The following is a 26,824-nucleotide window of genomic DNA, read 5'->3' as shown; positions in this document are numbered from 1 at the left end:
GCGGCAGGGAAATAAAAAAAGCCGTCCACAGGGTGACCGGGGACGGCTTTTGCGTCATCGGAAAAGAGATTAGCCCTTGCGGGTTGCAGCCTTCATGTTGCTGATAAAGCTGTACATGTTGCTCAGCATGGCGTCATTATCATCAAGGTTGTTTTCAATCACCTTCACCACCGCAGAGCCGGAGATCGCCCCAGCCGCGCCTGCTTCGATCGCCTCGGCAACCTGCCGTGGCTCGGAAATGCCAAAACCGAGTAGAGCGGGTGGCGCATTGTGCGCTTTCAGGCTCTCGAGCAGGTGATTGATAGGGGCTCCCGCTTTGGTCTCGGTACCTGTTACGCCGGCACGTGATAGCAGGTAGGTGTAACCACCACCGAACTCAGATACGGTTTTCAACGTTTCCTCATCGGCATTGGGTGGGGCGATGAAAATAGGGTGAATACCGTACTTTGCCGCCGCAGCCCGGAACTCTTCGGACTCTTTCAGCGGTACATCGGCAACCAGTACCGAATCGACACCGGCTTCGGCGCATTGCTGGTAGAAGTTTTCGATCCCATTGGTGAATACCAAATTGGCGTACATTAAAAGGCCAATTGGCATCTCTGGGTACTTGGCTCGGATCTGGCTCAGCAAATCAAAACAGACTGCTGGGGTGGTGCCAGATTCCATGGCACGGATGGTTGCGCCTTGGATGGTCGGGCCATCCGCCAGCGGGTCGGAGAACGGGATCCCCAGCTCAAGGGCATCGGCTCCGGCTTCGACCAGGGTTTCAATGATCTTCAGTGATTGCTCCGGATTCGGATCACCGATAGTCACAAAAGGAACAAAGGCGCCTTCGTTTTTCGCCGCCAGGCGGTCAAATTGGGCTTGGTAACGATCCATTACAGCACTCCTTTTGCATCTAGAATATCGTGTACAGTGAAAATATCTTTGTCGCCACGGCCAGATAGGTTAACGACCAGCAGCTGTTCTTTTTCAGGGTTGGCTTTAATCATCTTTAAGGCGTGGGCCAGTGCGTGCGCTGACTCAAGGGCCGGGATGATCCCTTCGCTGCGAGCAAGCTCCTGGAAAGCCTCCAGCGCTTCATCGTCGGTTACTGCCTCGTATGTCGCGCGGCCAATCGCATTGAGGTGGGCATGCTGTGGGCCGACTGATGGAAAGTCCAGACCGGCAGATACCGAATAAGACTCCTCGACCTGGCCATGCTCGTCCTGCATTAGCGGGGCTTTCATACCAAAGAAGATCCCCAGCTTGCCGTGTTTTAGCGGCGCGCCGTGCATGTCGGTATCCAGACCTTTACCGGCAGGTTCGACACCAATCAGGCCAACACTTTCTTCGTCAATGAAATCGGAGAACATACCAATAGCATTCGAGCCTCCGCCGACACAGGCGATAACGGCATCGGGTAGACGGCCTTCTTTTTCAAGGATTTGCGCTTTGGTTTCTTCGCCGATGATGTGCTGGAATTCACGCACGATAGTCGGGAAAGGATGCGGGCCCGCCGCCGTACCCAATAGGTAATGCGCTTTGTCGTAAGTGGCCGTCCAGTCACGCATGGCTTCGTTACAGGCATCCTTCAGCGTTGCTGAGCCTGAATGGACAGGGATCACTTCGGCACCCATCAGTTTCATCCGGAATACGTTCGGGCTCTGGCGCTCAACGTCTTTGGCCCCCATGTAGACGCGGCACTTGAGGCCAAGTAGAGCACAAGCCAATGCGGTTGCCACACCATGCTGGCCGGCCCCGGTCTCGGCGATGATTTCCTCTTTGCCCATGCGCTTGGCCAACAGCGCTTGGCCAAGGACTTGGTTGGTCTTGTGGGCACCGCCGTGGAGCAAGTCTTCTCGCTTGAGGTAAAGTTTGGTCTTGGTGCCCTTGGTCAGGTTCTGGCACAAGGTCAGGGCCGTTGGGCGGCCTGCGTAATCTTTCAGCAGATCGATAAACTCTTTTTGGAAGGCTGGATCTTGCTGGGCTTCCACAAAGGCGGCTTCTAGCTGGTCCAACGCTGGGACGAGGATCTGCGGTACATATTGACCACCGAACTCGCCGAAGTAGGCACTTATCTTACTCATGGTTTATTTTCCTTAATACTTTCTAATAGCCGCGAAAGCCGCTTTCAATTTTGTTGGGTCTTTTTGGCCGGGCTCGCTTTCTACCCCGGAATTCAAATCCAGCCCCCGGCAGCCAAGGCTGGCCGCTTCACAGACATTGTCTGGGGTGAGGCCTCCGGCCAGCATGGTGATTTGCTTTTGCTCGTCAGGGATCAGGCTCCAGTCAAATGCGACGCCGGTGCCGCCAGACTGGCTGCCGACTTTGCTATCGAGCAGGTGGCGGTCGACCTGCCATTTTTCCAGCTCTGGTGCGTGGTCGGTAACGCCGTGGGCTTTCCAGATCTCGCACTCTGTAGGCAATTGTCCCTTCAGGGCGGCAATATAGTCGTGATCCTCGTCGCCGTGCAGCTGGACCGCAGCCAGCGACAGGGCTTTGGCGGCTTTGGCAACGGCTTGGGGATCAGCGTTGCGGAAAACACCGACGTATTTCAGCGGCGCACCACTCATGATCATCCGCGCCTGCTCGATATCGACAGCCCGAGGGGAGGAGGAGACGAAGATCAGGCCGCCGTACACCGCCCCGCTCTGGTAGGCGGCGGCTGCATCGTCGGCATGGGTCAAGCCGCAGACTTTGTTGTCGCCCAGTAGTACCCGTCGGACGGCCAGTTCAAGGTTGTCTTCGGCCATCAGTGAACTGCCGATCAAAAAGCCGTTGGCATAAGCCGCCAGTTCGCGCACCTGCTGGTGGTTGTAGATCCCCGACTCGGAAATCACAATCGTGCCTTCCGGCAGGCGTGGGGCTAGCTCTTTAGTACGGTTGAGATCAATGCTGAGATCGCGCAGGTTACGGTTGTTGATCCCCACCACCTTGGCCTTGAGGGCGATAGCGCGCTCAAGCTCCGCCTCGTTGCTGACTTCGGTCAGGATCCCCAGGTTGAGCTGCTCGGCAACCTCGGCCAGTTCACGGTATTCATCATCGTTCAATACTGACAGCATCAGCAAGATGGCATCGGCATGGTAGTGGCGAGCAAGATAGACCTGATAGGTATCAATCATGAAGTCCTTGCACAAGACCGGTTGGGTCACTTGGTCGCGGACCACGGGCAGGAAGTCAAAGCTGCCCTGGAAATACTTCTCGTCGGTCAGTACCGAAATGGCGCTGGCATGGCCGTTGTATACCCGGGCAATCATGTCGAGGTCGAAATCCTGACGGATCAAGCCTTTGGACGGTGAGGCTTTTTTGCATTCCAGAATAAACGCCGCCTGATCGCCCGATAGCGCCTCGTAGAAGCGACGGTCGCTCGGTACTAGGCTGTCTTTGAACGATGCCAATGGCTGCTCGGCTTTGCGCGCTTCAACCCAAATACGTTTGTCGGCGACAATTTTGGCTAGAACTGTTTCCATGCTTAACCTCGTGCTGCAAGTTGGCCGACAAGCTCAAAGGCTTTGCCAGACTTCATGATATTGATGGCCTTCTCGGCATTGGCTTTGAGATCTTCCTGGCCGAACAGGCGAAGCAGCAGGGCCACGTTGACAGCCACGGCGGCCATCTGGGCATCGGTGCCTTTACCGGTCAGGATATTGGTAATAATGGCACGGTTTTCTTCTGGCTCACCACCCTTGATCGCTTCGAGCGGGTGGCTTTCAAGGCCAAAGTCAGCAGGCGTCAAGGTGTACTCGGTGATTTCACCATTGATGATTTCAGCCACCGTGGTTTCGCCATGGATTGCCACTTCGTCCAGGCCACTGCCGTGGACAACCGCAGCACGCTTCATGCCCATCGCTGCCATGGTCTCGGCAATCGGGCGAACCAGCGAAGCGTCGTAGACCCCCATTAGCTCGATGTTAGGACGAGCCGGGTTAATCAGCGGTCCCAGCACGTTGAAGATGGTACGGGTTTTCAGCGTTTGGCGAACCGGCATCGCATGGCGTACGCCACCATGGTATTCAGGAGCGAACAGGAAGCAGACACCCAGGTCATCAAGGGCTTCACGGGCCGTTTCTGGCTTCATTGCCAGGTTGATACCGAATTTATCTAGCAAGTCTGAAGAGCCTGACTTGCTTGAGACACCGCGGTTACCGTGCTTGGCGACCTTCACGCCACAGGCGGCAGCGACGAAAGCCGCGGTGGTCGAGATATTGATGGTATTGGCACCGTCGCCACCGGTACCGACGATGTCGGCAAAGTCGTACTCTGGGCTCGGGAACGGGTTGGCATTGGCCAGCAATGCTTTGGCGGCACCGGCGATTTCAGCCGGGGTTTCGCCTTTGATTTTCAATGCTGTCAGTACCGCAGACAGCAGTACGGGTTCGACTTCACCCTTGATGATGGCATCGAACAGGGTCTGGCTCTCTTCTTGGCTCAGTGCCTGTTGATCGTAAAGCTTGTTGGCAATGGTGTAGATGGTCGCATCCATAATAAAAATCCTTGTTGTCTATACCGGCTGATTCTTGGTTCGCTCATTATTGGTTGGTCGTTGGCGACGTGACCCACGCCAGCGTATTGGTCAGTAGCTGGGCACCTTGGGTGGTGAGGATAGATTCCGGGTGGAATTGGTAACCGCACACCCGATCCTCATCATTGGTCACCGCCATGACCAGGCCGTCAACATCGGCAATAATATTCAGGCTCTCGGGTACCGTTTCGGCAACCAGCGAGTGGTAACGGGCAATCGACAGCGGGCTGGGCAGATCGCCAAAGACGCTATGGCCGCTGTGGCTCATCATGGCCGATTTGCCATGGACGATTTCGCCTGCGCCCGACACTTTGCCGCCATAGGCTTCGACAATGGCCTGGTGGCCGAGGCAGATGCCAATCATCGGGATTTTGCCGCGAACCTGTTTGATTAGCTCAGGCATACAGCCCGCATCGGCAGGGGCACCCGGGCCCGGTGACAACACCAGTACCGGATTGTTTTTCTCAGCTAGTGCTTGTTCCATTTGCTCGACGGTCAGGCTGTTGCGGTAAATCGTTACCTCGCAGCCCAGCGAGCGGAACTGGTCAACCAAGTTGTAGGTAAAGGAGTCAAAGTTATCAAGCAATACAATATGGGGTAGGGACATCAGCGACTCCTTAGTGCGATTGACGGTCAGGGGCACTGTGTGCCTTGCGAATAGCGGTGATCACCGCTTGCGCCTTACCACGGGTTTCATCGGCTTCTGCCTGAGGGACAGAGTCGTAAACCACACCGGCACCGGCTTGTACGCTGGCAACATCATCTTCGACATAGGCCGAGCGGATCACGATACAGGTATCCATATCACCGTGGCCCGTCAGATAGCCGACTGCACCGCCATAACTGCCCCGACGGCGCTGTTCGACCTCACGGATAAGCTGCATGGCACGGATTTTTGGTGCGCCAGTCAGGGTGCCCATGTTCATACAGGCCTGATAAGCGTGCAAGGCATCCAGATCGCCGCGCAGCTGGCCGACAACACGGGATACCAGGTGCATCACATGGCTATAGCGGTCGACGGCAAGTAAATCTGCGACATAGCGGCTACCCGGCTCGCTGATACGAGCAACATCGTTACGGGCCAAATCAACCAGCATCATGTGCTCGGCGTTCTCCTTCATGTCGCAGCGCAGCTCAAGCTCGATTCGACCATCGAGATCCAGATTGATTGAACCATCCGGGTTCTTGCCGCGACGACGGGTACCGGCAATCGGGTAGATCTCGATCTGGTTGCTCTCGGTGCAGTATTTAAGCGCACTTTCCGGCGACGCGCCGAACAGGGTGAAGTCGGCATCTTGCAGGTAGAACATGTACGGGCTCGGGTTGCCGATTTTAAGCTCTTTATAAGCATTAAGTGGAGACGGGCACGGCAGGGTAAACTGTCGCGACGGCACCACCTGGAACACATCTCCATTGATGACATGTTGTTTGAGGTCCAATACCTGCTGACAGAAGTCTTCGTCACTCACGCTGGCAACTGGTTCGCACTCATCAAGGAGCTGTGCGGCTGGCAGCGGCATCGGCTCGAGGCAGGCCTCCTTGATGTGCTGCAGGCGGCGGCTGAGTTCGAAATAGCTCGAGGTGTACTCGTCACCCCCGAACAGGGTGGCCTGCAATTTGCCTTTGCGGCGCTGGTGGTCAATCACTAGCAGCGTTTCGGCAATGTAGAATAGGTAGTCCGGGCAGCGGTTGTCCTGTTTGACACCTGGCAACGGCTCGAAACCGTCAACCACGTCGTAGGCGAATAGGCCGCCAATAAATAGCGCTTCACGCGGGTGACCAGCAATATTGAAGGCGTGCTGGATCATGCGTAATGCATCAAACGAGGAAGTCTGGCGCAGACGGCTGTCTTCATCCAGAGCGCGTTCTGCCGATGGGAACCTCAACGCGAGTTGGCGACCTTGACGTTCTGCGGTGATATCGGCGGGCATCTTGCCCTCCAGGGTCTGCAGTACATTGAGGCCGTTATCGGTCAAGGCTTCCAGGGTGACCACTTTGCCGCGGCAGACAATACGCACCGCCGCGTCGATGAGCATCAGGCTCTTGAGATCTTGTTTGGAGTCGATCTCGGCCGACTCCAGCAATAGGTTGTATGGGCGGTCGCCACAGACGGAGTAATACAGCTCCGTCGGATCCGCAACATAGGGGACATCGAGGCTGAGCAGTTCCAGCTCGCCGACGCCTAGGGGGTTGGTATTCACAGCGTTCTCCCTGCCGCTTCTACAAACGGTTTCAACTCTTGCATCAACTGTTCAAACATTGGACCGGTCAAGGCCTGGTGGCCGTCCGACAAGGCTTCACACGGGTTAAGGTGCGATTCGACGATAATGCCATCGGCACCAACCGCGGCGGCGGCGCGTGATAGTGGGATCACCAACTCACGCACGCCCGTACCATGGCTAGGGTCTACGACCACCGGCAGGTGGGTGCGTTGCTTGAGGTAAGCCACAGCGTTCAAATCCAATGTGTTACGTGTTGCTGTCTCGTAGGTACGGATCCCTCGCTCACACAGGATGATATTTGGGTTGCCTGCATCGTAGATGTATTCCGCCGCGAGTAACAGCTCCTCGATAGTGGCTGAAAGTCCGCGTTTGAGCAAGACCGGTTTTTTGCTTTCACCTACCGCTTTTAGCAGCGCGTAGTTCTGCATATTGCGTGCGCCAATCTGAAGGCAGTCGATGTATTCACACATTGAATCCATCTGGCTGACTTCCATCACCTCAGAGACTGTCGGAATACCCAGCTGCTCGTTGGCTTTTTTCAGAAGCTTCAACCCTTCTACCCCCATGCCCTGGAAATCATATGGGCTGGTACGCGGCTTGTAAGCGCCGCCGCGAAGCGCCACGGCGCCGTGCTTTTTCACTACTTCGGCCACGCTCAAAAGTTGCTCTTCAGATTCAACCGAGCAAGGGCCGGCAATCACCGCAAACTTGTCGCCGCCGACGGAGGCATTACCGAAGCGAACCACTGTATCGTGAGCCTGTACTTCACGGCTGACCATTTTGTACTTGGTGAGGATTGGCTTGACGTTCTCGACACAAGGGTAAGCATCAAGGTGCAATTGTTGGAGAACGCGCTCATCACCCAATGCCCCCAGGACGATGCGTTCCACGCCTGGCATGTACAGCGGTTTTAGGCCTGCGCCTTCGATACGGGCAAGGATTTCTTTGGCGTGTTGCTCGGTGGCATTTGGCTTGAGAACGATGATCATAATCTTTTCCTTTCAAGGCGCTGCTCTCTCGGGGCGCACCGGTAAAATTTGTTTTTTGGCAGAATTGGGTATAAAAAAACCCGCGTCATGGCGGGTTTGTGTAATCTGTTTGAGGCACAGCCAATCACACCACCCGCGTTGGGAAGTGCCACCACCAAGATGAGAAAGCGCAGAGCTGACGGTGAATTTGCTGTACCATGTAAATATCCTTTCAGTGTTATACCGGCTCTCAGTGAATATACTGGATCACCCGTGTAGCACTGGGTAACTGCGTACTAGTAAACTAGTTCGATAGAGTAAAGTCAAGAAGATAATTTATGTTGTTTGATTTACACAGCCACACCACCGCATCGGATGGTCGGCTGTCGCCAGAAGAACTTGTGTTGCGCGCTGTCGAGCGCCGGGTCGATGTGCTGGCGATCACCGATCACGATACGGTGGCGGGTTTGGCGGCTGCCGAGCAATTGATTGAAGCAGAAAATCTGCCTTTAACTCTCATCAAAGGCATTGAAATATCGACACTTTGGCGAAATTTTGATATTCACATTGTCGGGTTGAATATTGATCCCGAGCACCCAGCGATTGTCCAGATGATTGAAGCGCAGGCGCAGCGCCGTGCCGACCGTGCCGCCTTGATGGGGGAGCGGTTGGAAAAGAACCGGATGCCGGGGGCACTGGAAGGGGCCAAGGCCATAGCCAATGGGGCGACGCTTACCCGTGCCCATTTTGCCCAATGGATTGTTGAGCAGGGTTATGCCAAGAACATGCAGGCGGTCTTCAAGAAGTTCCTGACCCGCAACAACCCTGGCTATGTGCCACCTAACTGGTGCTCGATGGCTGAGGCGGTGGAAGCCATTCACCAAGCTGGCGGCCAGGCAGTGCTTGCCCACCCCGGCCGTTACAATATGACCGCAAAATGGCAAAAACGCTTACTTACCGCTTTTGTCGAAGCCAATGGGGATGCGATGGAAGTGGCGCAGCCGCAGCAGTCACCTCAGGAAAGGCGCTTGCTTGGCGACTATTCAATCGATTACCAATTACTCGCTTCGCAGGGCTCTGATTTCCATTATGCCTCGCCATGGACCGAACTTGGCCGCAACTTGTGGTTACCCAAGGGCGCGACTGAAGTCTGGCAGGACTGGAGCGTTGAGAAGAAACGCATTGAAGAGGAAGTGCGCGACTAGGTTGCACTCCCGATGGAGGAAGAATGAGTCAGTTTTTTTATGTTCACCCTGAAACACCACAGGTCCGCTTGATTAATCAGGCGGTAGCCATTATTCGCAATGGTGGGGTGATCGTCTACCCGACCGATTCGGGCTATGCGCTTGGCTGTCAGCTGGAAAATAAATCGGCACTGGAGCGGATCTGCCAGATCCGTCGCTTGAACGATAAGCATAATTTTACCTTGCTGTGCCGCGATTTGTCTGAGCTTTCGCTGTATGCCCGTGTGGATAACGCCGCGTACCGCTTGCTCCGCAATAACACCCCGGGTGCCTACACCTTTATTTTCAAAGGGACCAAGGAAGTGCCGCGCCGCCTGATGAATCCGAAGCGGAAGACCATAGGTATCCGTGTACCGGACAATGCCATTGCGCTGGCTCTGCTCGAAGCGCTGGGTGAGCCGATGATGTCGACCTCTTTGATCCTGCCGGGCAACGAAAACACGGAATCCGATCCGGATGAGATCCGCGACCAGCTTGAGCATGCGGTGGATTTGATCATCAACGGTGGTTATCTTGGTGAGCAGCCGACCACGGTGATCGACTTCAGTAATGACGATATTGAAATCGCCCGCGTTGGTGCCGGTGATCCGTCGCCGTTTGAGTGATATGCGCAAGGTTGGCTATCGGGTTGGGGTGTGAGGGGAAATACCGGGCTAACAAGGTGTTTTCTGTGGTATCTCAGCTAAGCTTTTGGCATAATCCGCCATCGCTTTAAGATGGCTTAAAGCACGATGATATTTCGACGCCTGTGAAGGCGACAAAGGTTTGTCTAATGAGTGAAAAATTACAGAAGGTACTGGCACGTTCTGGCCAGGGGTCTCGCCGAGAAATCGAATTAATGATCCAGCAGGGTCGAGTCAGTATCGACGGTAAGGTAGCCAAGCTTGGTGACCGACTGGAAGATCTGTCAGTCAATGTCCGCATTGATGGCCACAAAATCCAGTTGGTATCGTCTTCAGAAGAAGTTTGCCGAGTATTGGCGTACAACAAACCTGAAGGTGAACTGTGTACCCGCCACGATCCAGAAGGCCGTCGCACGGTATTTGATCGTCTGCCTCGCCTCAATGGCGGTCGTTGGGTATCGGTTGGCCGTCTTGATGCCAACACCGCGGGTCTGCTGCTGTTCACCACTGATGGTGAGCTGGCTAATCGCCTGATGCACCCAAGCCGCTGCGTTGAGCGTGAGTACATGGTGCGTGTATTCGGTGAAGTGACCGAAGAGATGGTGCGCAACCTGGTTAAGGGTGTTGAGCTGGAAGACGGCATGGCACGTTTCGAAGACGTGGTTTACGCCGGTGGTGAGGGTATGAACCATACCTTCTACGTGGTGATCACTGAAGGTCGTAACCGCGAGGTTCGTCGTTTGTGGGATTCACAGGGCGTAACGGTAAGCCGCCTGAAGCGTGTTCGCTACGGTGATATCTTCTTGACTAAAGACTTGCCTCGTGGCGGTTGGATGGAGCTTGAACTTAACGAGGTAAACTACCTGCGTGAGAAAGTTGAGCTGCCAGCTGAAACCGAGACCATGTTGACGGTTGAAGGCCAGAAGCGTAAACGCGGTGTTCGTCAGATCCGCCGTGCCGTGCGCCGTCATGAAGAGCGCCTGAACGAAGATACCGGTCGCGGTCGCCGTGGCCGTCAGGATCAGCGCCGCTCATCGAGCCGTAACCAAGGTGAAGACAGCAATCAGGCACCACGTCGTAAGCCTGCTGGCAACACCTCGAACCGCCGTCACCAAGGTGAAGAGGGTAACAACGCTTCTCGTCGCAAGCCGTCAGGTAACGCCGCGAACCGTCGTAACCCACTGAAGAACAAGCCGGCCAAGCCTCGTACCCGTAAATAGCGCGTACATAAAATGAAGCCCGCTTGGGATCAAGAATGAAAAAAGCAGCCAGTGGCTGCTTTTTTGTTATCTGAGGCAGGGAAGCCTACTAGCTAGCAGCGCCAGGTTTGCGCTTTGGCTGGGCGTCAATGCACTCGCCGTTGACGTCTTTGCTCTCCGGGCCCATCAGATAAAGATACAATGGCATGATCTCTTCCGGGGTCTTCAGCAGTGATGGGTCTTCGGCCGGGAAGGCTTTGGCGCGCATACCGGTACGGGTACCGCCTGGGTTGATGGCGTTGACTCGGACATTGGTGTTGGCCATTTCATCGGCCAGGATCTGCATCATGCCCTCGGTGGCAAATTTCGACATCGAATAAGCCCCCCAGAACGAGCGGCCCTGGTGGCCCACCGTCGATGAGGTGAAGACAATGCGGCCGTCTTCGGCTTTTTTCACCAGTGGCATTATCGCTTGGGTCAACAGGAACTGGGCTTTGACGTTGACCTGCATCACGTCGTCGTAGGTATCTTCGCCAAGTTGGTCAAACGGGCTGAGCACACCCAGTAGCGAAGCATTGTGCAGCACCCCGTCCAAGCGGCCGAATTGTCCCTCGATAGTGTCTGCCATGTCGAGGTAGTTCTGCTTGGTGGCGCCCATCATATCCATCGGGATAATCGCTGGCTGCGGGTAGCCCAGAGACTCAATCTCGTCATAAACGGCTTCTAGCTTGGCAACCGTGCGGCCGAGCAGGATAACGGTTGCGCCATGGGCGGCATAGCTGATGGCTGCCTGGCGGCCAATTCCATCACCCGCTCCGGTTACCAGAATAACTCTATCTTTCAGTGAGTTTTCAGCGATTTGATAATCCACTGTGTACTTCCTTATTGGTTTTTTCGTCAGCCCATTGTATACCCAAATTATTCCCGCTTAAACGCGCATCTTGACGCTGTTTAGCTATATTGCGATAGCGATATGGGTGACAACTTGGTTACAATGGCTGAATGTCAAAAAATGAGGACTCGACATTGGATTTTTTGTTTGATTATGGATTGTTCCTAGCCAAGATTGCCACGGTGGTTATTGCCTTCATCGCGATTCTGGTGGTGGCTAAAACAGTGAAAGGCCATCATGGGAACCAGAAAGGTGAGCTAGAAGTCACTGACTTGACTGAGCAGTACAAGCACACCGTGCATCAACTGGAGTCTCACTTGTTTGATAAGCCTTTGCTCAAGGCGCGTGACAAGGCGGAAAAGAAAGCGGACAAGGAAAAGCACAAGGCACGACAGAACGAAGTCAAGCAAGCGGCCAAACAAGGTGACTTGTCGCACTCTCGTGAGCCCCGGCTGTTTGTGCTGGACTTCCATGGCAGCATTGATGCCCGTGAAGTGGCTTCACTGCGTGAGGAAGTGACGGCGATCCTTGCTGTGGCAATGGAAGGTGATGAAGTGTTGCTGCGCCTCGAAACGGGCGGCGGTATGGTCCACGGCTACGGTTTGGCGTCTTCCCAGCTTGACCGTCTCAAAGCCGCGGGTATCAAGCTAACCATTTCTGTCGATAAAGTCGCAGCCAGCGGCGGCTATATGATGGCCTGTGTTGCCGATAAAATTATCTCAGCCCCGTTTGCGGTCGTCGGCTCTATCGGCGTGATTGCCCAGTTGCCAAACTTCAATAAGGTACTGAAGAAAAACGATATTGAGTTTGAGCAAATTACCGCGGGTGAGTTCAAGCGCACCCTGACCATGTTCGGTGAAAATACCGACAAGGCCCGTGAGAAATTCCAGAGCGAGATCGAAGAAACCCACGGCCTGTTCAAGGCCTTCGTGTCTGAGCACCGCCCGGAGCTGGATCTCGTCAAGGTTGCGACCGGTGAGCACTGGTTCGGCAAGCAGGCGCTTGAGCTTGGTCTAGTGGATGAAATTGGTACCAGCGATGATTACATCAGCCGCTCTTGCCAGGAGCGTGAAGTCCTGCAGGTTCGCTACGTTCAGCGTAAAAAACTGGCTGAAAAGCTGGCTGGTGCCACCGGTGATGCCGCTGATAACTTGCTGCTGAAATGGATCAGTCGCGGCCAGCGTCCTATTGTTTAAACATCCAGCTGTATAAAGAGGTTACGATGGATCAAAAGTGGGCCTTGTTCTCATTTCAAGGACGGATGCGCCGTCGCGATTACTGGATCTACAGTATCCCGGTGCTGTTGGTATCGCTGCCGGTGTTTCTTTATTCGACGCCGGAAAATGCGGGCAACCCATTGCTGAATATTTTGTCGATTGTGGTCTTGGTGTTTGTGTTCTGGGCTTCGGTGGCACTGAATGTCAAACGCCTGCATGATCGCAATAAGAGTGCGTGGTGGATCATTCTGACCTTCATGCCTCTTATCGGCCCGATCTTTGTCATTGTCGAATTGGGCATTTTGGATGGGACGCCGGGGCCGAACCAGTATGGTGCTGATCCTAAGGGGCGGGGAGCCCCGCCGCCGAGTCCTGATGATCAGTCCAAGGACAGCAAAGAAACCATGACCATCGATATGTGATCATTTTCTTGGCATCGGACAGTCAACAGCCCCGCCTTAGCGGGGCTGTTTATTCGCCATGAACGCCGTGCGGGATTATTTGCCCAGGGTGAATTTTGGCGATAGCTGGTGGGCGAGGTATTTGAACATGTTGAAGACTGCCGTGGTCTTTTCGGTTGGCAGGCCCTTGTCATCGAGGAAGAACTCGCCTTTGAAAATCAGTACCCCGCCACGCTCTTCAACGGAAGTGGCACGCATACCGTCGATGTAGGCTTCATGATCTTGAATTTGCTGGTTGGCAATCATTAGCAGGTCATCAGTTGAAATGGTTTGTTTGGTGCTCATTGTGTCTCTCTCATCTCACAGCAGGTGCCGGCAATGTCTCCGGCCGAGGTCGCTAAGTGTATTGGAGTTGTCGGGTGATGACAAATTTTGTCCGCAAGTGGCGCTGCCATTTTTTTGGCGTTGTTGATTTTTATCGGAGACTGGCTATATCTTGAAATAAAGTGGGCGAGAAAGCGGCAAGGTACAAAGAATAGGCATTAACTGTTTGAATTACCGAAAATCTGTGAGCAACGGCAAAAAATCGCGGTTTTTTATAGTCAAAGTGTTGCTGAGGTGGTAATGATTAGCGCCCATTGTGGCAGTTGTTTTTAGCATTGCGGAATAAATGAGGGGAATATCGCGTTGCAGCACGTCTTGTCGGCACGCTTTTTTCCTGATATTGAATGGCGTAACCAGCTGTTAACAAGTGGGGAAGGGACAACCAAACGGGTCCAATTTGTTAAAAAGCAGTTGACCTTCTCCGATTGTAGCCCAATATGTAAATACCAATCACATTACGTAACTAGTTATCCGGAGCAGTCCTCAACCGGTTGGATTTCGAGATTTAAATAGTTACTTAATCAGTTTGGTGTACCAGCGTTGCCGTGCTAGCTCTAGTTTTTTTAGCGTGCAACTAGTTGTTTTAATTTTAAGTTTTGTGAGCACGAGGACGTAATAGAATTATTATGGGTAAATCTCTCGTTATTGTGGAGTCCCCAGCCAAGGCGAAGACAATCAATAAGTACTTGGGTAAGGACTTCGTTGTTAAGTCAAGCGTCGGTCACGTTCGTGATTTGCCGACCGGTGCACGTAGCACTGGAAAAAAAGCGGCGGCTACTTCAACCAAGGGCTTGAGCGCAGAAGAAAAAGCGCGCATTAAAAAAGAAAAAGAACGAAAAGCGCTAATCAATAAAATGGGCGTTGACCCTTACCATGACTGGGAAGCCCAATATGAGGTGCTTCCTGGCAAGGAGAAAGTGGTCAATGAACTACAGAAGCTAGCGGCAGATGCTGACTATGTTTATCTCGCAACCGATTTGGACCGCGAAGGGGAGGCTATTGCGTGGCACCTTCGTGAGATCATCGGCGGCGATGATGAGCGCTACAAGCGAGTGGTTTTCAACGAGATCACCAAAAATGCTATCCAGCAGGCTTTCGAGCAGCCGGGAGAGCTGAACATGGATGGCGTGAATGCGCAGCAGGCACGCCGCTTCCTCGACCGCGTGGTCGGCTTTATGGTTTCCCCTCTGTTGTGGAAAAAGGTCGCGCGTGGTCTTTCTGCGGGCCGTGTACAGTCGGTCGCGGTTAAGCTGATTGTTGAGCGTGAACGCGAAATCAAGGCGTTTGACCCAGAAGAGTACTGGGACATGCATGCCAACACCCAGACCGCCGGCAGCGATGCCCTACGTTTGATGGTGGCCCAGCAGGCGGGCAAGACGTTCCGTCCGGAAAACGAAGCTGACACCATGGCGGCAAAAGCCCTGTTGGAAAAGGCGGCCTTCCAGGTCAAAGACCGTGAAGACCGACCAACCAGCAGTAAGCCGTCAGCACCTTACATCACTTCGACGCTGCAACAGGCGGCGAGTACTCGTTTAGGCTATGGCGTTAAACGCACCATGGGCTTGGCCCAGCGCCTCTATGAGGCCGGTTACATTACCTATATGCGTACCGACTCGACCAACCTGTCGAAGGAAGCCGTTGAAGCGGCGCGAGAGTTTATTGCTAGCGAGTATGGTGATAACTACCTACCGTCCTCGCCGAACGTATACGGTAGCAAGGGCAATGCCCAGGAAGCGCACGAAGCGATCCGTCCATCAAGCGTTGACGTGAAAGCGGAAAACCTCGAGGGCATGGAGCAGGATGCCATCAAGTTGTACGACTTGATCTGGCGTCAGTTCGTTTCTTGTCAGATGGTACCGGCGAAATACGATTCCACCACGATTACGGTGGAAGCCGGCGACTTTACCCTGAAGGCGAAAGGTCGCACCCTGCGTTTTGCCGGTTGGACTAAAGTTCAGCGTCCGTCGGGTAAGAATGAAGATACTACGTTGCCTATGGTTCATGTGGGCGACACGCTCAAGCTGGAATCGCTGGAGCCGAAGCAGCACTTCACCAAGCCACCAGCACGCTTTACCGAAGCCGCGCTGGTTAAAGAGCTGGAAAAACGAGGCATCGGCCGACCTTCAACCTACGCGTCCATTATCTCGACGATTCAGGACCGAGGCTATGTGCGTGTTGACCAGCGTCGTTTCTACGCCGAGAAGATGGGTGAGATTGTCTCGGATCGTCTTGACGAGAGCTTCGCAGACCTGATGGACTACGACTTTACCGCCCGGATGGAAGGCAACCTCGATAAAATCGCCGAGGGTGAAGCGAGCTGGAAGTCGGTGCTGGACAAGTTTTTCAGCGACTTCACCACCGAGCTGGAAAAAGCCGAGCTGGACGAGGCTGAAGGTGGCATGAAGCCGAACAACATTGTGTTGACCGATATCAAGTGCCCGACTTGTGAGCGCCCGATGGGGATCCGTACCGCTTCGACCGGTGTGTTCCTTGGCTGTTCCGGCTATGCCTTACCGCCGAAGGAGCGTTGCAAGACGACCATCAACCTAGGTGACGAGGACGGTATCGTCAATGTGTTGGAGGAAGACGTTGAAACGGCCGCCCTGCGTGCCAAGAAGCGTTGTCCGAAATGTAGCACGGCGATGGACGCGTACCTGATCGATGCCGAGCGTAAGCTGCACGTGTGTGGTAACAACCCGAGCTGTGATGGCTACGTGGTTGAGAAAGGCGAGTTCAAGCTCAAGGGCTACGATGGCCCGGTTATCGAGTGTGACAAGTGTGGCTCGGACATGGAGCTCAAGAACGGTCGCTTCGGTAAGTACATGGGTTGTACCAACGAGACCTGTAAGAATACCCGTAAGATCTTGAAGAACGGTGAAATCGCACCGCCGAAGGAAGATCCGGTTCATCTGCCTGAGTTGCCATGTAGCCAGGATCCTGATGCTTACTTCGTATTGCGAGATGGCGCTTCCGGCTTGTTCATGGCGGCCAGTACCTTCCCTAAATCGCGTGAGACCCGTGCGCCGCTGGTAGAGGAGCTGGTTCGTTTCAAAGACCGCCTGTCACCGAAGTTCCTGTATTTGACCGAGGCGCCAACAGAAGATCCGGATGGCCGCCCGACCGTGGTTCGCTTTAGCCGCAAGACCAAAGAGAACTACATCCGCTCGGAAATTGATGGTAAACCATCTGGCTGGACGGGGCTGTACATTGACGGTAAGTGGGAAATTACCGATAAGCGCAAGAAGCCGAAGAAAGAAAAAGCTGAGGATTAATAAAAAACCGCCGACAGGCGGTTTTTTGTTTTCTAGTCTATGGCTATAGGCCAATCGCCTCAAGCGATAGCGAATGCCGGCACACCGCTGTGGAAACGGAAGCTGTCGTCGGGGCTGTTGATGAGCTCCGCCTCGCGCGCGCCAATGGCTTTGACTCGCTCGCTGATATCGACGCCTGCGATTTGCTCGGCCAGTTTGAGGTAGTCTTGGTAATGGCGGGCCTCGGAGCGCAGCAGGGACACATAGAACTTCTTCAGCTCCTCATCGAGGTACGGGGCCAGCTTGGCAAAACGCTCGCAGGAGCGGGCTTCGATGTAGGCGCCGATGATCAGCTTATCAATCAAGGTTCCTGGCTCATGGGTGCGTACAATCTTCATCAGGCCTTTGGCATAGCGGCCGGCACGTAGGCTGGAGTAGGGGATACCGCGGTTGCCCATAATGTCCAGTACCTGCTCAAAGTGGTGGAACTCTTCTTTGATCAGGCGAACCATCTTGTCGATGAGCTCTTGGCCGTGGGCGAAATCAGCCTTGGGTTTCAGCTCGGCGGCCAGACCGTTTTTCTTGCCGTGAAAGTTGCGGGTATCTCGCTCGATACCATAGACGAACTCCTCGTATGGCTTGGCCCATTCCAGCAACGCTTTTCCGCTGTCGGCGTCGACCGCATACTTGCGGATCAAAAACATGGCAGTCTGGCTGGCTTTCAGTTCGCAGTTGCAGTGGTCAACCAGCAGCGCGGTGAGGTTTTGTGGCTGTTTGGCTTGGTCGATCCAGGCGTCTGGGGTCTCACAGTGCAGGAACCGCTTGATCGGTTCCAGCAGCGTGTCGATCATCTGTTGGCTTGTATTCATCGGTTAGGTTTGTTGAGTCTTGTTGTTGATATTCAGCCAGTATACCAACGGTGGGGATGAAAGTGCCAATCGCCAAAAAAACAAAGGCCACCGTAACGGTGGCCTGGTCTCTGGAGCGCGTCTCAGCCTGCTTGCCATATCGCAAACAGCGTTACCATTTGCGCTTGGGCTGGAACAGGACATCAAGCTCGTCTTGCTCCTTATCAATCATCTGCTGGCGCTGCTGCTCGTGGCTCATGTTTTGGCTGCTATCAACGTCTTGCAGCATCTTCTGCAGCTTCTCGCGGGCCTGGTTGGCATAGTCGTCATTTTTGCTTGATAACACATCAATGCCTTTTTTCAGCAACTGCTTGGCTGTACCTAGCTGTCTTTTTAAGCGGGCATCATTGGCGCGCTTGATCACGTTCTCGATATTGATCCTCAGCTGGATACCTTCGAGTCGGGCATTCTCGGTGACAAAGGCCTGGGTCGGCATCCGACCTTTGCTGTGCTCGCTCTTGATGACATTTTTCAGTCGCTTGACAAGCTGAAGCATGCCAAGCGCTTGCTTGTCGGTACTCGGCACTTTGAAGCTAGCCACATCTGCCTGAGAGTAGTTGGCTTGGAGCTGGCCGATTTGCTCGGTGACATTGGTAATTCGCTGCGGTAGTGACTTATCCGATGGGTCCGTTTCCTTCATGGCCTGAAGCGAGAACAGCACCCGCTTGTTTAGGCAGACCAGCAGATCCTTACTGTAGGGAAGGTGGTGAGCGTTACTGATCAACTCTTCGGTTGCATCAATAATGGCGATGAATTTTGCTAATTCCTGTTGCTTTGTGCTTTCGAGTTTCTGTCGGTACTGAATAATGATGTTGTAGCCAACGATCAAGATCAGCAACAGGCTTACCAGGCCAATAATTAGTGGCATGCTCATGGGGTAGAAGACCATCCGTGCTTACATCAAGCCCTATAAGATACACCATATCGATAAAGGGTCATAGCGGCGAAATCGCTTTCTCGGAGATCTGTCCGGGAGCCGGCGAGTTTTTCGGCGCAAACGTACGGGCGAGCGTAGAGAACCATGCCTTTTTGTGTGAAATGTCGCTTAACGGCTGAAAATTTGACATACGATGCTGGGAAACTCGGTCTATAAGTTATATAACATAATGTTATATAACCCCGCACAGAACTGCGCCGGGCATCACTACAAGGCTGGGGTACAGATGATAACGGACGATCATTAGGCAGGACCATGAAACTACAGCAACTTAAATATATCGTAGAGGTTGTTAACCATAACCTGAACGTTTCTGCCACGGCAGAGAGCTTGTACACTTCCCAGCCCGGGATCAGTAAGCAAGTCCGGCTGTTGGAAGATGAGCTGGGGGTGCAGGTTTTTGAGCGAAGCGGCAAGCATTTGACCCAGGTGACACCCGCAGGGGAGTCAATTGTCAAAATTGCCCGTGATATCCTGGCCCGGGTCGATAGCATTAAGTCGGTGGCGGGTGAGCATACCCATCCAGAAATTGGGACGTTAAATATCGCGACCACCCATACCCAGGCACGTTATGCCCTGCCGCCGGTGATCCAGGGCTTCACTGCCCGTTATCCCAAAGTGACCTTGCACATGCATCAGGGTACACCGAGCCAACTGGCCGAGGCGGTCTCCAAAGGCACCACCGATTTTGCCATCGCGACAGAGGCGCTGCACCTGTATCAGGATATGATCATGCTGCCCTGTTACCACTGGAACCGCTCGATTGTGGTCAAGGCCGATCACCCATTGGCTCAGAAAGCGGAGATCACCATCCATGATCTGGCTGCATACCCGCTGGTCACCTATGTGTTTGGGTTTACCGGGCGCTCGGAGCTTGACAGTGCCTTCAATCGCTCGGGCTTAACCCCGCGAATCGTATTCACCGCAACCGACGCGGATGTGATAAAAACTTACGTGCGGCTGGGTATTGGGGTTGGGGTGATAGCCAGCATGGCCATGGATCCGGCAACAGACAGTGACTTGGTGGCGATTGACGCCAGCCACATCTTTGAAGCCAGCACCACCAAGATTGGTTTCAAGAAAGGGACTTTCCTGCGGAGCTACATGTACGATTTCATCAAGCGCTTCGCCCCGCACCTGACTCGGGAAGTGGTCGATCAGGCGGTGGCGCTGAAAACCAATGCCGAAATCGAGGCCATGTTCGCCAACATGCCGCTGCCGGTGAAGTAGCCCCTTCTCAGGCTGCTATTCGGCAGCCTGTTTGTTTCTTATCTTGAAAGGGTCTCTTTCTGCCCATTTGCTCTATTTAGGTTTACAATATCGGGCTGTCTGATTAACCCAAGAGTACACCATGCACGCCCCGCGTTTTTCCCAACTTGATCGCCTACTGACGGATACCCGTGAATGGTGGCAGTTTATGCCCTTTTCCACGTCGCAGTCCGAATGGGAGCAGCGTCACCCCGTATTAACACAATGGCTGCTGGGGTTGGATGAACAGCAACTCGCCCTATTTCGGCAGGATGCCGGCTTGCTCGCGGGGGCACTGAGCCGTTGGATCCCGCAGGCTGCCGCGATGCACCAATTGGCCACGCTTGAGGCTCTGCCTCAGGTCGAGCGTGCTACGCCCCGAGGTCTCGAAGCTGGGATCCCGGGCCGCAAATGGCAGCAGCTGCAGGCGTTCAACGGCGTACTGCCGGCATTGTCGCTGCCATGGCTGGAGTGGTGCGCCGGAAAAGGGTTTCTCGGAAGGGTGCTGGCCGCGACGCACAACACGCCGGTAACCAGCCTGGAATGGCAGCAGGCACTGTGTGACAGCGGTGATGCAGCCGCCCGGAAGCTGGGGCTGCCGATGACCTTCGTCCATGGCGATGCGTTTTCACCGCAGAGCGGCAAATATATTTTATCCAAGCAGCATGCGGTTGCTTTGCATGCCTGTGGGGATCTGCACGTCTCGTTGTTGCAGCGCGTGGCCGAGTGCCGGGGGCAAGCAGTCAGTGTTTCCCCTTGCTGTTATCACCTTATCCGGGCGCGAGCCTACCAGCCGATGTCGACGCTGGCGCAACAAAGCGAATTAATACTGAGCAAGCATGATCTCCGGCTGCCGCTGCAGGAGACGGTGACCGCGGGCAACCGAGTTCGAAATCTCCGCTTTGTTGAGGTGAGTTTCCGACTTGGCTTTGACAGCCTGCAACGCTGCGTGACCGGGCAAGACGATTACCTGCCGGTCCCCAATGTCCAGAAGGCCTTGTTCAATGAGGGCTTTGAGGCTTTCTGCCGTTGGGCTGCAGAGCAAAAAGGGGTGGTACTGCCGGATACGATTGACTATGCCCATTGGCAGCGTGTCGGTGAGCAGCGCTTTGACTGGGTCGAGCGGTTGGAGTTGCTGCGCCAGCTGTTCCGCCGACCTTTGGAGATGTGGCTGGTTTATGACCGGGCATGCTTTATGGAAGAGGCGGGCTATACAGTGACGGTCGGAACTTTCTGCGACAAGCCAACTACCCCACGTAATATTATGATTCATGCGGAGCGACAGGATTAAATGGATACCAGCACATTAGTCTATTGCGCTATGGCCCTGGCGGCTGGGTGCTTTGTGCAAAGTACCGTGGGGTTCGGTATGGCCATTGTTGCCGCACCCATTGTGTATTTCTTTGAGCCCCGGTTTGTGCCTGGCACCATTACCCTGGTTGGCTTGGTACTGGCATTGATCAACATGTGGCAGTACCGCTCTCAGGTGTCGTTTCGCGGGTTGGGAGCGGCATTTGTTGGCCGGGTACCGGGGACGATTGTTGCTGGGGGGTTGTTACTGTATATCACTGCCGAGTCGCTGGCCTTGGTGCTCGGCGCTGGGGTCTTACTGGCGGTGGTGATCAGTTTGCTCAAAGTGAGGATCAGGCCAACGCCGAAGGCTTTGTTTTGGGCTGGGTTTGCCTCGGGTCTGATGGGGACGTCAACGGCCATCGGTGGTCCGCCTATGGCTCTGGTACTGCAACATGCCGAGGCCGGCAAGCTCAGGGCCAATCTGGCGGGCTATTTCACCTTTAGCAGCATCCTTTCGTTGCTCGCCCTGACCGCGACAGGGCACTTTAGCTGGTGGCATTTCAAATACGGCATGATGATCATGCCTGCGCCTATCTTGGCCAGTTTGTTTGCCTACCGGATCCAGCATTTGATCCGGGCCGAGTGGCTGCGCTATGCCTTGCTGGTGCTGTGCTCGGTCTCTGGGGTGATTGCCATTTGGCAGGGAATGGCACCGAAATTTGTCTAGCGGCACGGGAAGGCTTGGACAATCCTTGTGCACAAGGTGGTAAACAGTAATAAGGCCAGTCACTGACTGGCCTTATTACTAATTTGGCAGGCGCGAAATACTACTGCACCACCTCTGGCTTTTGCTCTTGTAGAGGGGCTTCCGGAATAGTGTTGAGCAATGAGAAATTGCGATCCTCATGCTCATGGGCTGGCATTGGGCGGCCAAGGTAGTAGCCTTGGCAGAAGTCGAAGCGGCACTGCTGCAAGTAACGCAGTTGCGCTTCGGTCTCGACACCTTCAGCCACCACTTTGAGCGCCAGTTTTTCGCAGATAGCCTGGGTCGCCTCAATAATGGCCTGGCTGCCTTTATGTTCCCCCTGGACAAAGCTCTGATCCAGCTTAACGGTACTGATAGGCAAATCCTGCAGCTGCGACAAGGAAGAGTAGCCCGTACCGAAGTCGTCGAGATAAAGCTCTATGCCCAGAGAGGCCAGATCATCGAGGCATTGCTTGGCTTCATCGTACTCCTGCAGCATGGTGGACTCGGTGAGCTCCAAGGCCAGCTGCGAAGGGGGGATCTGGTAGCGATTGAGCAATCCTTCGATGGTGGGGGCTAGACTCGATTGTAGCTGGGCGCGGGAAAGGTTGACGCTCATAATAAACGCCTTGCCATATTTCTCCCGCCATAATGCCAGTTGCTTACAGGCCGTTTTGAGAATCCATTTACCCAGCGGGACGATTTGGCCGGTCTCTTCGGCCAACGGGATGAACTCGCCGGGGGAGACTTGCCCCAGCTCCTCGTCGTGCCAGCGGATCAGGGCTTCGAAACCTTTGAGTGATTTCGACTTAATATCAACTATCGGCTGGTAGTAGAGTTCGAAAGCGTCTGCTTCCAGGGCCAGTGTCAGGTGGTGACGCAGAGTCATTTTGCGATAGAGAGCATCTGCCATATCGGGCGAGAAGTGATGGCTGCGGTTGCGCCCGCGCAGCTTGGCACGGTGCATAGCCATATCCGCCTGGGTTACCAAGGTTTCGATATCCTTGGCATCAGACGGGTAGTCTGAGGTGCCGATGCTGCAACCAATGGATAGTTCGCCTACCTCTTTGAGGTGAAAAGGACGGTTAAGGGCTTTGATCAGCTGCTTGGCAAACATTGCCGAGTTCTCGATATTCCGGTGCTCAGCTTGAACGATAAATTCATCGCCGCCAAATCGCGCCAGTAATCCCTTGAATTTCACCTCTTCTTGCAAGCGGATGGCGATGGCCCGCAGCAGTTTGTCACCAATGGCATGGCCGTAGGTATCATTGACCAGTTTGAAGCCATCTATATCGAGGAATAATAGGCTATAGGGATGCTGACTGTGCTGGTTTTCGACAATGGCGTTGGTGATACCGCGGCGGTTGAGGAGCCCGGTCAGAAAATCATGCTCGGCATTGTATTTGGCTTTGTGGAGTTGCTCTTTTTCTTGGCTGATGTTGATCAAGCTCAGGAGTAACTGGTGCTTATCAGTGAGCCACTTGCCGTCGATATTGAGCCAGTGGTGGCTTTTTCCGGTCCAGCACAGGCGCTTGGCTTTGAGAATCCCTTCATGGCGGGCCGCCGCGAGCCATTTATCAGCTAGTTGGGCATCACCTAAAAAGCTGGCCAAATCTTTGAGATCTTCACCAAAAGAGTGGGTAAAAGAGTTGTTGGCACTGATCAGGTGACCGCTTTCATCGAACAGCAAGGCGAGGTTTGAGCTGCCTGAGAACGCCAGTTCACGGCGTAGGCTGGCTTCTTCAGCGATCACCTCGACCAGCATGACAGTATTGCCATCAGGACCAGGCATGCCTGAAAAATAACATAATGCTTTTTTAATGACATCGTTAGGTGAGAAGTACCACCAGGTCTTGATTTTCTCACCCTGCTGAAAACGGCTGAGGTAACCATCCAGTATGGCATCAACTGCTTCGGACATGTCTAGGCTGAGATCACGGGCCGTGAGTTCGTCGGTACTTTTCGCTTCCCACAATGGCAATGCGGCGGAGTTTGCCCAGAGAATGCGTTTTTGGTGAATATCGAAAATCCATACAGGTATCTGCAGGAACTCTAACAGAGAAAAATTTTGGTTCATCACCAAGGCTTTGTTATTTATTGTGATATTTGTCAGATGCTATATCAAAAACGGCGTTCTAAATATGCATGCGGTATAAAATCGTGACACTTCTTCACGAAATATGAAATAAAATATGTAATTTCTTGAAAAATAGCAAAAAAGGCGATAGAGGTCGCACTTTTTTGCTATCCGTCATTTTTGCTTACTGCAGGGCCAGTTTTAGTTCTAGGCCTACGAAGACCGGATCGTAAGCAGCCCCGGCATCAAGGGCGAAGCTGGCGGCCTCGGTATTGCCGAACCACGGTGTGTAAGTGAGGCTGACATCGGCGTCGCCTCGCCACCAGTCAGTTACCCAGTAGTGGATATGGCCAACAGGGTTGAGCAGGAACAGGCTGACGTCGCCCATGGTTTTTGAACCCATGACTTTGCCACGATTGGCGGTGATCTCCATTTCTGTCTGGAACATCCACTCACCCACCGCCGCACCGAATAGCGGTGTGACAATGATATCCTGGATGGATGGGACTTCGGCAAAGGCTTCCACCCCGTACTCCCAGAAGAACGTCGACATGGTGGCCGAATACAGGAATGACTCCCACTCGTTAAACCCGGAATGGCGGGCTGCCGTGTAGTAAACACCGCCGAAGTATGGGTGCATGATGTAGTTCAGGTAGTGATCGTCTTTGTCCCACACGGGCCCGGCTTTAACATTGTCCCACCACTTTCTGCCCAAGCCACTTAAGTTGGTATCTTCTGGGTCCCAGTTGGTGACACTCTCGGGCAACAGGGTCATCAACCCGACGGTTGCAACGCTCAAACCAAAAATGGTGTATGACTGCTCCAGTAGGTAATCCCAATCTTTTTCCGGCGCGACGGATAAATGTTTCGGCAAATTGTAGGTCGTCGGTTCGGCGAGCGCAGCTTGCAGCGTCAGTCCTTGATCCATGGCTGCGTACTGGTATTCGTTGGCAAATCCCAGCTGCTGAGCTGGCTGGGTCGCATAGCTGTTTAAAAAGGTGTGCTGCTGGTAAGCACCCAAGTCGGCATTCTCATTCCATGCGAATGCGGGGGTGCTAACGGCAATCCCCAAGGCTAGAGTTGATAGAAGTGAAGTGCGCAAGATACGCTCCGCAATAGATCAAGGTGGATAGGATAAAAAGTGTGGGAAGTATCACTGAAATGATAAAAAATTCCTAGTGGCTATGGATTAAAATCGCACAAGTTTGTGCAAAAAAATTGTAAAAAACACCAATTTATATGAATGATTGCCAGAATAAATTATTTTGTTCAATTTATTTTCAGGTGTAAGGCCTGCGAGCGGCAAGCGAAGACGCTTGCCGCTGGGACAGCTGTTATCCTACTGCCGGGATCACGCCTGCCATCTGCAGAAGCTGGGCGGTAATAATGAGGATACCGGCCCCGGTTGCAGCAAGTAGGGCGGGCTTACCACCGGCTACCTGGTAGCCATCTGCCGCTTTGAGCTGCTTACGCTGGGCACTGACCATGGCCACGGGTAGGAAAATTGCCAAGATCACCAGAGCGATAGCTGCAAAGCCTAGCGCCGTGATAAAACCTTGCGGGTAGAACAAAGCAAAAGCCAGTGGTGGGACAAATGTCATCGCTGCCGTTTGTAGCCGGCCATGCTTTTTATCGTTGTGCTTAAAGCTGTCGGCGACAAAATCAAACAGACCCAAGCTGACACCCAAGAACGAAGTCGCCAATGCCAAGTCAGCGAACACTGAGACAGACTGGCTAACCATCGGGTTGTGTAGCATTTCACTTAATGTGGCGATGAATGCCCCTAGGCTGTTGCTCGCCATCAGATCCTGCTGGCTAAGTACGCCTTGGCTTGTGAGCTGCCAGAAAATGTAAATCAGTAATGGTAGCGATGAGCCAATGATCATCACTTTTTTTAGGGCTCTGATATCCAAGCCGATGTAGCGCACGATAGATGGAATACTGCCGTGAAAACCAAACGAGGTAAAGATGACGGGCAGTGCCGAAATGATCAGGCCTTTTTCAACCGGCATATTGACCAGGTAGCCGCCTTCGACATTTGGCGCCAGCAAGCTAAGCATGACCACTAAGGCAATCACCTTCAGGGTAAACAGTACTCGGTTAACCATATCGACCGAGTGAGTACCTATCGCCACAATGCTGGCAATCACCAGAGTAAAAAATACGGTGCTGGTCTGTGCCGAGACTTCCAACCCTACCCAGTTATTGAGTTTGTCGTTGAGTTGACCACCTCCGCCGGCAATGTACGCCGCACACAGCGAGTACATCAGAAAGCATACGGCAAAATTGGCCAGGAACTGGCCTTTTTTGCCAAGTAGATCGCGGGCCAGTGAGTTCAGTGTGGCTTGGTGATCGGCGTACTGATGCACTTCTAACATTAACAGTGCGGTGTAGGTCATCAATGACCAAATACCGAACATGATCAAGGTGGCAGTGGTAAAGCCAAGTCCGGCCGAGGCCAGGGGAAGGGCTAGCATGCCTGCGCCGATGGTTGTACCGGCGATGATCAGCATACTGCCGAAAGTCTTGTTCATAGACATGGGGTTAATTGCTCCGAGTATTCAATAGGTTTGTGCTCGGGAGGCGGTGTTTGCACCTGTGGTTACTCCCTTTTCATCCATCAAGAGGGCCACAATGGCAATGAGGTGTCATTTTTTGTTTACACACTACTTAGCCATTGCGGCTATCGATAGAAAGTGCTTGTTGGGTGT

At 53.7% G+C, this 26,824-nt stretch carries 23 protein-coding genes; 9 read left to right on the top strand and 14 right to left on the bottom strand.

The window, feature by feature from the left end:
• Positions 1 to 69 precede the first annotated feature (69 nt).
• Genes trpA through C9J03_RS01700 form a run of 7 tightly spaced genes read right to left on the bottom strand, consistent with a single transcriptional unit; the run spans position 70 to position 7,715 of the window.
• Entirely contained in the window at positions 70 to 879 is an 810-nt protein-coding gene (gene trpA / locus C9J03_RS01730) for a tryptophan synthase subunit alpha (RefSeq protein WP_044623871.1), read from the bottom strand.
• Positions 879 to 2,069 carry a tryptophan synthase subunit beta gene (trpB, locus tag C9J03_RS01725; RefSeq protein WP_039458377.1) on the bottom strand — a complete coding sequence of 397 codons (1,191 nt, stop codon included), beginning with the start codon at positions 2,067 to 2,069 and terminating at the stop codon, positions 879 to 881. Before trpB ends, trpA begins: the two co-directional genes overlap by 1 nt.
• A gap of 12 nt (positions 2,070 to 2,081) precedes the next feature.
• Complete coding sequence (gene trpCF / locus C9J03_RS01720; RefSeq protein WP_044623870.1) at positions 2,082 to 3,452, bottom strand: bifunctional indole-3-glycerol-phosphate synthase TrpC/phosphoribosylanthranilate isomerase TrpF; 1,371 nt, start codon at positions 3,450 to 3,452, stop codon at positions 2,082 to 2,084.
• Between the two features lie 2 nt (positions 3,453 to 3,454).
• Positions 3,455 to 4,465, bottom strand: a complete 1,011-nt coding sequence (gene trpD / locus C9J03_RS01715) for an anthranilate phosphoribosyltransferase (RefSeq protein WP_044623869.1) — start codon at positions 4,463 to 4,465, stop codon at positions 3,455 to 3,457.
• A gap of 46 nt (positions 4,466 to 4,511) precedes the next feature.
• Complete coding sequence (locus C9J03_RS01710) at positions 4,512 to 5,111, bottom strand: aminodeoxychorismate/anthranilate synthase component II (RefSeq protein WP_044623868.1); 600 nt, start codon at positions 5,109 to 5,111, stop codon at positions 4,512 to 4,514.
• Between the two features lie 10 nt (positions 5,112 to 5,121).
• The gene (locus tag C9J03_RS01705) at positions 5,122 to 6,705 is read right to left on the bottom strand and encodes an anthranilate synthase component 1 (RefSeq protein WP_044623867.1); all 1,584 of its coding nucleotides are present in this window, start codon (positions 6,703 to 6,705) and stop codon (positions 5,122 to 5,124) included.
• Positions 6,702 to 7,715 carry a bifunctional 3-deoxy-7-phosphoheptulonate synthase/chorismate mutase gene (locus C9J03_RS01700; RefSeq protein ID WP_044623866.1) on the bottom strand — a complete coding sequence of 338 codons (1,014 nt, stop codon included), beginning with the start codon at positions 7,713 to 7,715 and terminating at the stop codon, positions 6,702 to 6,704. The genes C9J03_RS01705 and C9J03_RS01700 overlap by 4 nt, the downstream gene beginning before the upstream one ends.
• Before the next feature lie 317 nt (positions 7,716 to 8,032).
• Here C9J03_RS01700 and rnm point away from each other — a divergent pair, with 317 nt between their 5' ends.
• The 3 genes from rnm (at position 8,033) to rluB (ending at position 10,781) form a co-directional block, all read left to right on the top strand.
• Positions 8,033 to 8,899: an RNase RNM gene (rnm, locus tag C9J03_RS01695; protein ID WP_044623865.1), complete on the top strand. Its 867-nt coding sequence runs from the start codon at positions 8,033 to 8,035 to the stop codon at positions 8,897 to 8,899.
• Positions 8,900 to 8,922: 23 nt separating this feature from the next.
• Positions 8,923 to 9,543, top strand: coding sequence for an L-threonylcarbamoyladenylate synthase (locus C9J03_RS01690; RefSeq protein WP_039458357.1), 621 nt, complete (start codon positions 8,923 to 8,925; stop codon positions 9,541 to 9,543).
• 167 nt (positions 9,544 to 9,710) lie between these two features.
• A complete protein-coding gene (rluB, locus tag C9J03_RS01685; protein WP_039458354.1) occupies positions 9,711 to 10,781 on the top strand; it encodes a 23S rRNA pseudouridine(2605) synthase RluB in 1,071 nt (356 codons plus the stop codon).
• An 88-nt stretch (positions 10,782 to 10,869) separates the two neighbouring features.
• On the opposite strand, the gene C9J03_RS01680 is transcribed toward rluB, so the two are convergent.
• Positions 10,870 to 11,631 carry a YciK family oxidoreductase gene (locus C9J03_RS01680; RefSeq protein ID WP_039458352.1) on the bottom strand — a complete coding sequence of 254 codons (762 nt, stop codon included), beginning with the start codon at positions 11,629 to 11,631 and terminating at the stop codon, positions 10,870 to 10,872.
• Positions 11,632 to 11,786: 155 nt separating this feature from the next.
• Here C9J03_RS01680 and sohB point away from each other — a divergent pair, with 155 nt between their 5' ends.
• Both sohB and C9J03_RS01670 read left to right on the top strand, forming a co-directional pair.
• Complete coding sequence (gene sohB, locus C9J03_RS01675; protein ID WP_044624569.1) at positions 11,787 to 12,848, top strand: protease SohB; 1,062 nt, start codon at positions 11,787 to 11,789, stop codon at positions 12,846 to 12,848.
• Between the two features lie 26 nt (positions 12,849 to 12,874).
• Positions 12,875 to 13,291 (top strand): DUF805 domain-containing protein, encoded by a 417-nt coding sequence (locus C9J03_RS01670; protein ID WP_044623864.1) that lies wholly within the window; start codon positions 12,875 to 12,877, stop codon positions 13,289 to 13,291.
• 75 nt (positions 13,292 to 13,366) lie between these two features.
• Here C9J03_RS01670 and C9J03_RS01665 read toward each other — a convergent pair whose 3' ends face one another.
• Positions 13,367 to 13,615: a YciN family protein gene (locus tag C9J03_RS01665; RefSeq protein ID WP_039468105.1), complete on the bottom strand. Its 249-nt coding sequence runs from the start codon at positions 13,613 to 13,615 to the stop codon at positions 13,367 to 13,369.
• A 665-nt stretch (positions 13,616 to 14,280) separates the two neighbouring features.
• Here C9J03_RS01665 and topA point away from each other — a divergent pair.
• Complete coding sequence (gene topA, locus C9J03_RS01660) at positions 14,281 to 16,926, top strand: type I DNA topoisomerase (protein WP_044623863.1); 2,646 nt, start codon at positions 14,281 to 14,283, stop codon at positions 16,924 to 16,926.
• 59 nt (positions 16,927 to 16,985) lie between these two features.
• Here the strand turns inward: topA and miaE are convergent, their stop codons facing one another.
• Positions 16,986 to 17,774, bottom strand: a complete 789-nt coding sequence (gene miaE / locus C9J03_RS01655) for a tRNA isopentenyl-2-thiomethyl-A-37 hydroxylase MiaE (protein ID WP_044623862.1) — start codon at positions 17,772 to 17,774, stop codon at positions 16,986 to 16,988.
• A 151-nt stretch (positions 17,775 to 17,925) separates the two neighbouring features.
• On the bottom strand, positions 17,926 to 18,687 hold the full coding sequence (locus tag C9J03_RS01650; RefSeq protein ID WP_044624568.1) for a hypothetical protein: 762 nt from the start codon (positions 18,685 to 18,687) through the stop codon (positions 17,926 to 17,928).
• A 318-nt stretch (positions 18,688 to 19,005) separates the two neighbouring features.
• Here C9J03_RS01650 and cysB point away from each other — a divergent pair, with 318 nt between their 5' ends.
• From cysB to C9J03_RS01635, 3 genes are all read left to right on the top strand, one after another.
• The gene (cysB, locus tag C9J03_RS01645; RefSeq protein ID WP_044623861.1) at positions 19,006 to 19,980 is read left to right on the top strand and encodes an HTH-type transcriptional regulator CysB; all 975 of its coding nucleotides are present in this window, start codon (positions 19,006 to 19,008) and stop codon (positions 19,978 to 19,980) included.
• A 121-nt stretch (positions 19,981 to 20,101) separates the two neighbouring features.
• Positions 20,102 to 21,289: a methyltransferase gene (locus C9J03_RS01640; RefSeq protein WP_044623860.1), complete on the top strand. Its 1,188-nt coding sequence runs from the start codon at positions 20,102 to 20,104 to the stop codon at positions 21,287 to 21,289.
• A complete protein-coding gene (locus C9J03_RS01635) occupies positions 21,290 to 22,018 on the top strand; it encodes a sulfite exporter TauE/SafE family protein (protein ID WP_044623859.1) in 729 nt (242 codons plus the stop codon). It abuts the gene before it with no gap.
• A 100-nt stretch (positions 22,019 to 22,118) separates the two neighbouring features.
• Here the strand turns inward: C9J03_RS01635 and C9J03_RS01630 are convergent, their stop codons facing one another.
• The 3 genes from C9J03_RS01630 to C9J03_RS01620 all read right to left on the bottom strand — a co-directional run bounded on the left by C9J03_RS01630 (position 22,119) and on the right by C9J03_RS01620 (position 26,653).
• Entirely contained in the window at positions 22,119 to 24,113 is a 1,995-nt protein-coding gene (locus C9J03_RS01630; RefSeq protein WP_044623858.1) for a putative bifunctional diguanylate cyclase/phosphodiesterase, read from the bottom strand.
• A gap of 184 nt (positions 24,114 to 24,297) precedes the next feature.
• A complete protein-coding gene (locus tag C9J03_RS01625) occupies positions 24,298 to 25,215 on the bottom strand; it encodes a DUF3943 domain-containing protein (protein ID WP_044623857.1) in 918 nt (305 codons plus the stop codon).
• Positions 25,216 to 25,447: 232 nt separating this feature from the next.
• Positions 25,448 to 26,653, bottom strand: coding sequence for an aromatic amino acid transport family protein (locus C9J03_RS01620; protein WP_044623856.1), 1,206 nt, complete (start codon positions 26,651 to 26,653; stop codon positions 25,448 to 25,450).
• Positions 26,654 to 26,824: the final 171 nt, after the last annotated feature.

The sequence above is a fragment of the Photobacterium gaetbulicola genome, assembly GCF_003025515.1.
GTDB lineage: Bacteria > Pseudomonadota > Gammaproteobacteria > Enterobacterales > Vibrionaceae > Photobacterium > Photobacterium gaetbulicola.
Note: the sequence above shows the minus strand (reverse complement) of the source record. Positions and strands in the feature narration are given on the sequence as shown.

What these genes read in the sequence shown, in the direction of transcription:
- trpA (WP_044623871.1), bottom strand. Translation starts at nt 879, where the DNA reads ATGGATCGTTACCAAGCCCAATTTGACCGCCTGGCGGCGAAAAACGAA.
- trpB (WP_039458377.1), bottom strand. Translation starts at nt 2,069, where the DNA reads ATGAGTAAGATAAGTGCCTACTTCGGCGAGTTCGGTGGTCAATATGTA.
- trpCF (WP_044623870.1), bottom strand. Translation starts at nt 3,452, where the DNA reads ATGGAAACAGTTCTAGCCAAAATTGTCGCCGACAAACGTATTTGGGTT.
- trpD (WP_044623869.1), bottom strand. Translation starts at nt 4,465, where the DNA reads ATGGATGCGACCATCTACACCATTGCCAACAAGCTTTACGATCAACAG.
- C9J03_RS01710 (WP_044623868.1), bottom strand. Translation starts at nt 5,111, where the DNA reads ATGTCCCTACCCCATATTGTATTGCTTGATAACTTTGACTCCTTTACC.
- C9J03_RS01700 (WP_044623866.1), bottom strand. Translation starts at nt 7,715, where the DNA reads ATGATCATCGTTCTCAAGCCAAATGCCACCGAGCAACACGCCAAAGAA.
- rnm (WP_044623865.1), top strand. Translation starts at nt 8,033, where the DNA reads ATGTTGTTTGATTTACACAGCCACACCACCGCATCGGATGGTCGGCTG.
- C9J03_RS01690 (WP_039458357.1), top strand. Translation starts at nt 8,923, where the DNA reads ATGAGTCAGTTTTTTTATGTTCACCCTGAAACACCACAGGTCCGCTTG.
- rluB (WP_039458354.1), top strand. Translation starts at nt 9,711, where the DNA reads ATGAGTGAAAAATTACAGAAGGTACTGGCACGTTCTGGCCAGGGGTCT.
- C9J03_RS01670 (WP_044623864.1), top strand. Translation starts at nt 12,875, where the DNA reads ATGGATCAAAAGTGGGCCTTGTTCTCATTTCAAGGACGGATGCGCCGT.
- C9J03_RS01665 (WP_039468105.1), bottom strand. Translation starts at nt 13,615, where the DNA reads ATGAGCACCAAACAAACCATTTCAACTGATGACCTGCTAATGATTGCC.
- topA (WP_044623863.1), top strand. Translation starts at nt 14,281, where the DNA reads ATGGGTAAATCTCTCGTTATTGTGGAGTCCCCAGCCAAGGCGAAGACA.
- miaE (WP_044623862.1), bottom strand. Translation starts at nt 17,774, where the DNA reads ATGAATACAAGCCAACAGATGATCGACACGCTGCTGGAACCGATCAAG.
- C9J03_RS01650 (WP_044624568.1), bottom strand. Translation starts at nt 18,687, where the DNA reads ATGAGCATGCCACTAATTATTGGCCTGGTAAGCCTGTTGCTGATCTTG.
- cysB (WP_044623861.1), top strand. Translation starts at nt 19,006, where the DNA reads ATGAAACTACAGCAACTTAAATATATCGTAGAGGTTGTTAACCATAAC.
- C9J03_RS01640 (WP_044623860.1), top strand. Translation starts at nt 20,102, where the DNA reads ATGCACGCCCCGCGTTTTTCCCAACTTGATCGCCTACTGACGGATACC.
- C9J03_RS01635 (WP_044623859.1), top strand. Translation starts at nt 21,290, where the DNA reads ATGGATACCAGCACATTAGTCTATTGCGCTATGGCCCTGGCGGCTGGG.
- C9J03_RS01630 (WP_044623858.1), bottom strand. Translation starts at nt 24,113, where the DNA reads ATGAACCAAAATTTTTCTCTGTTAGAGTTCCTGCAGATACCTGTATGG.
- C9J03_RS01620 (WP_044623856.1), bottom strand. Translation starts at nt 26,653, where the DNA reads ATGTCTATGAACAAGACTTTCGGCAGTATGCTGATCATCGCCGGTACA.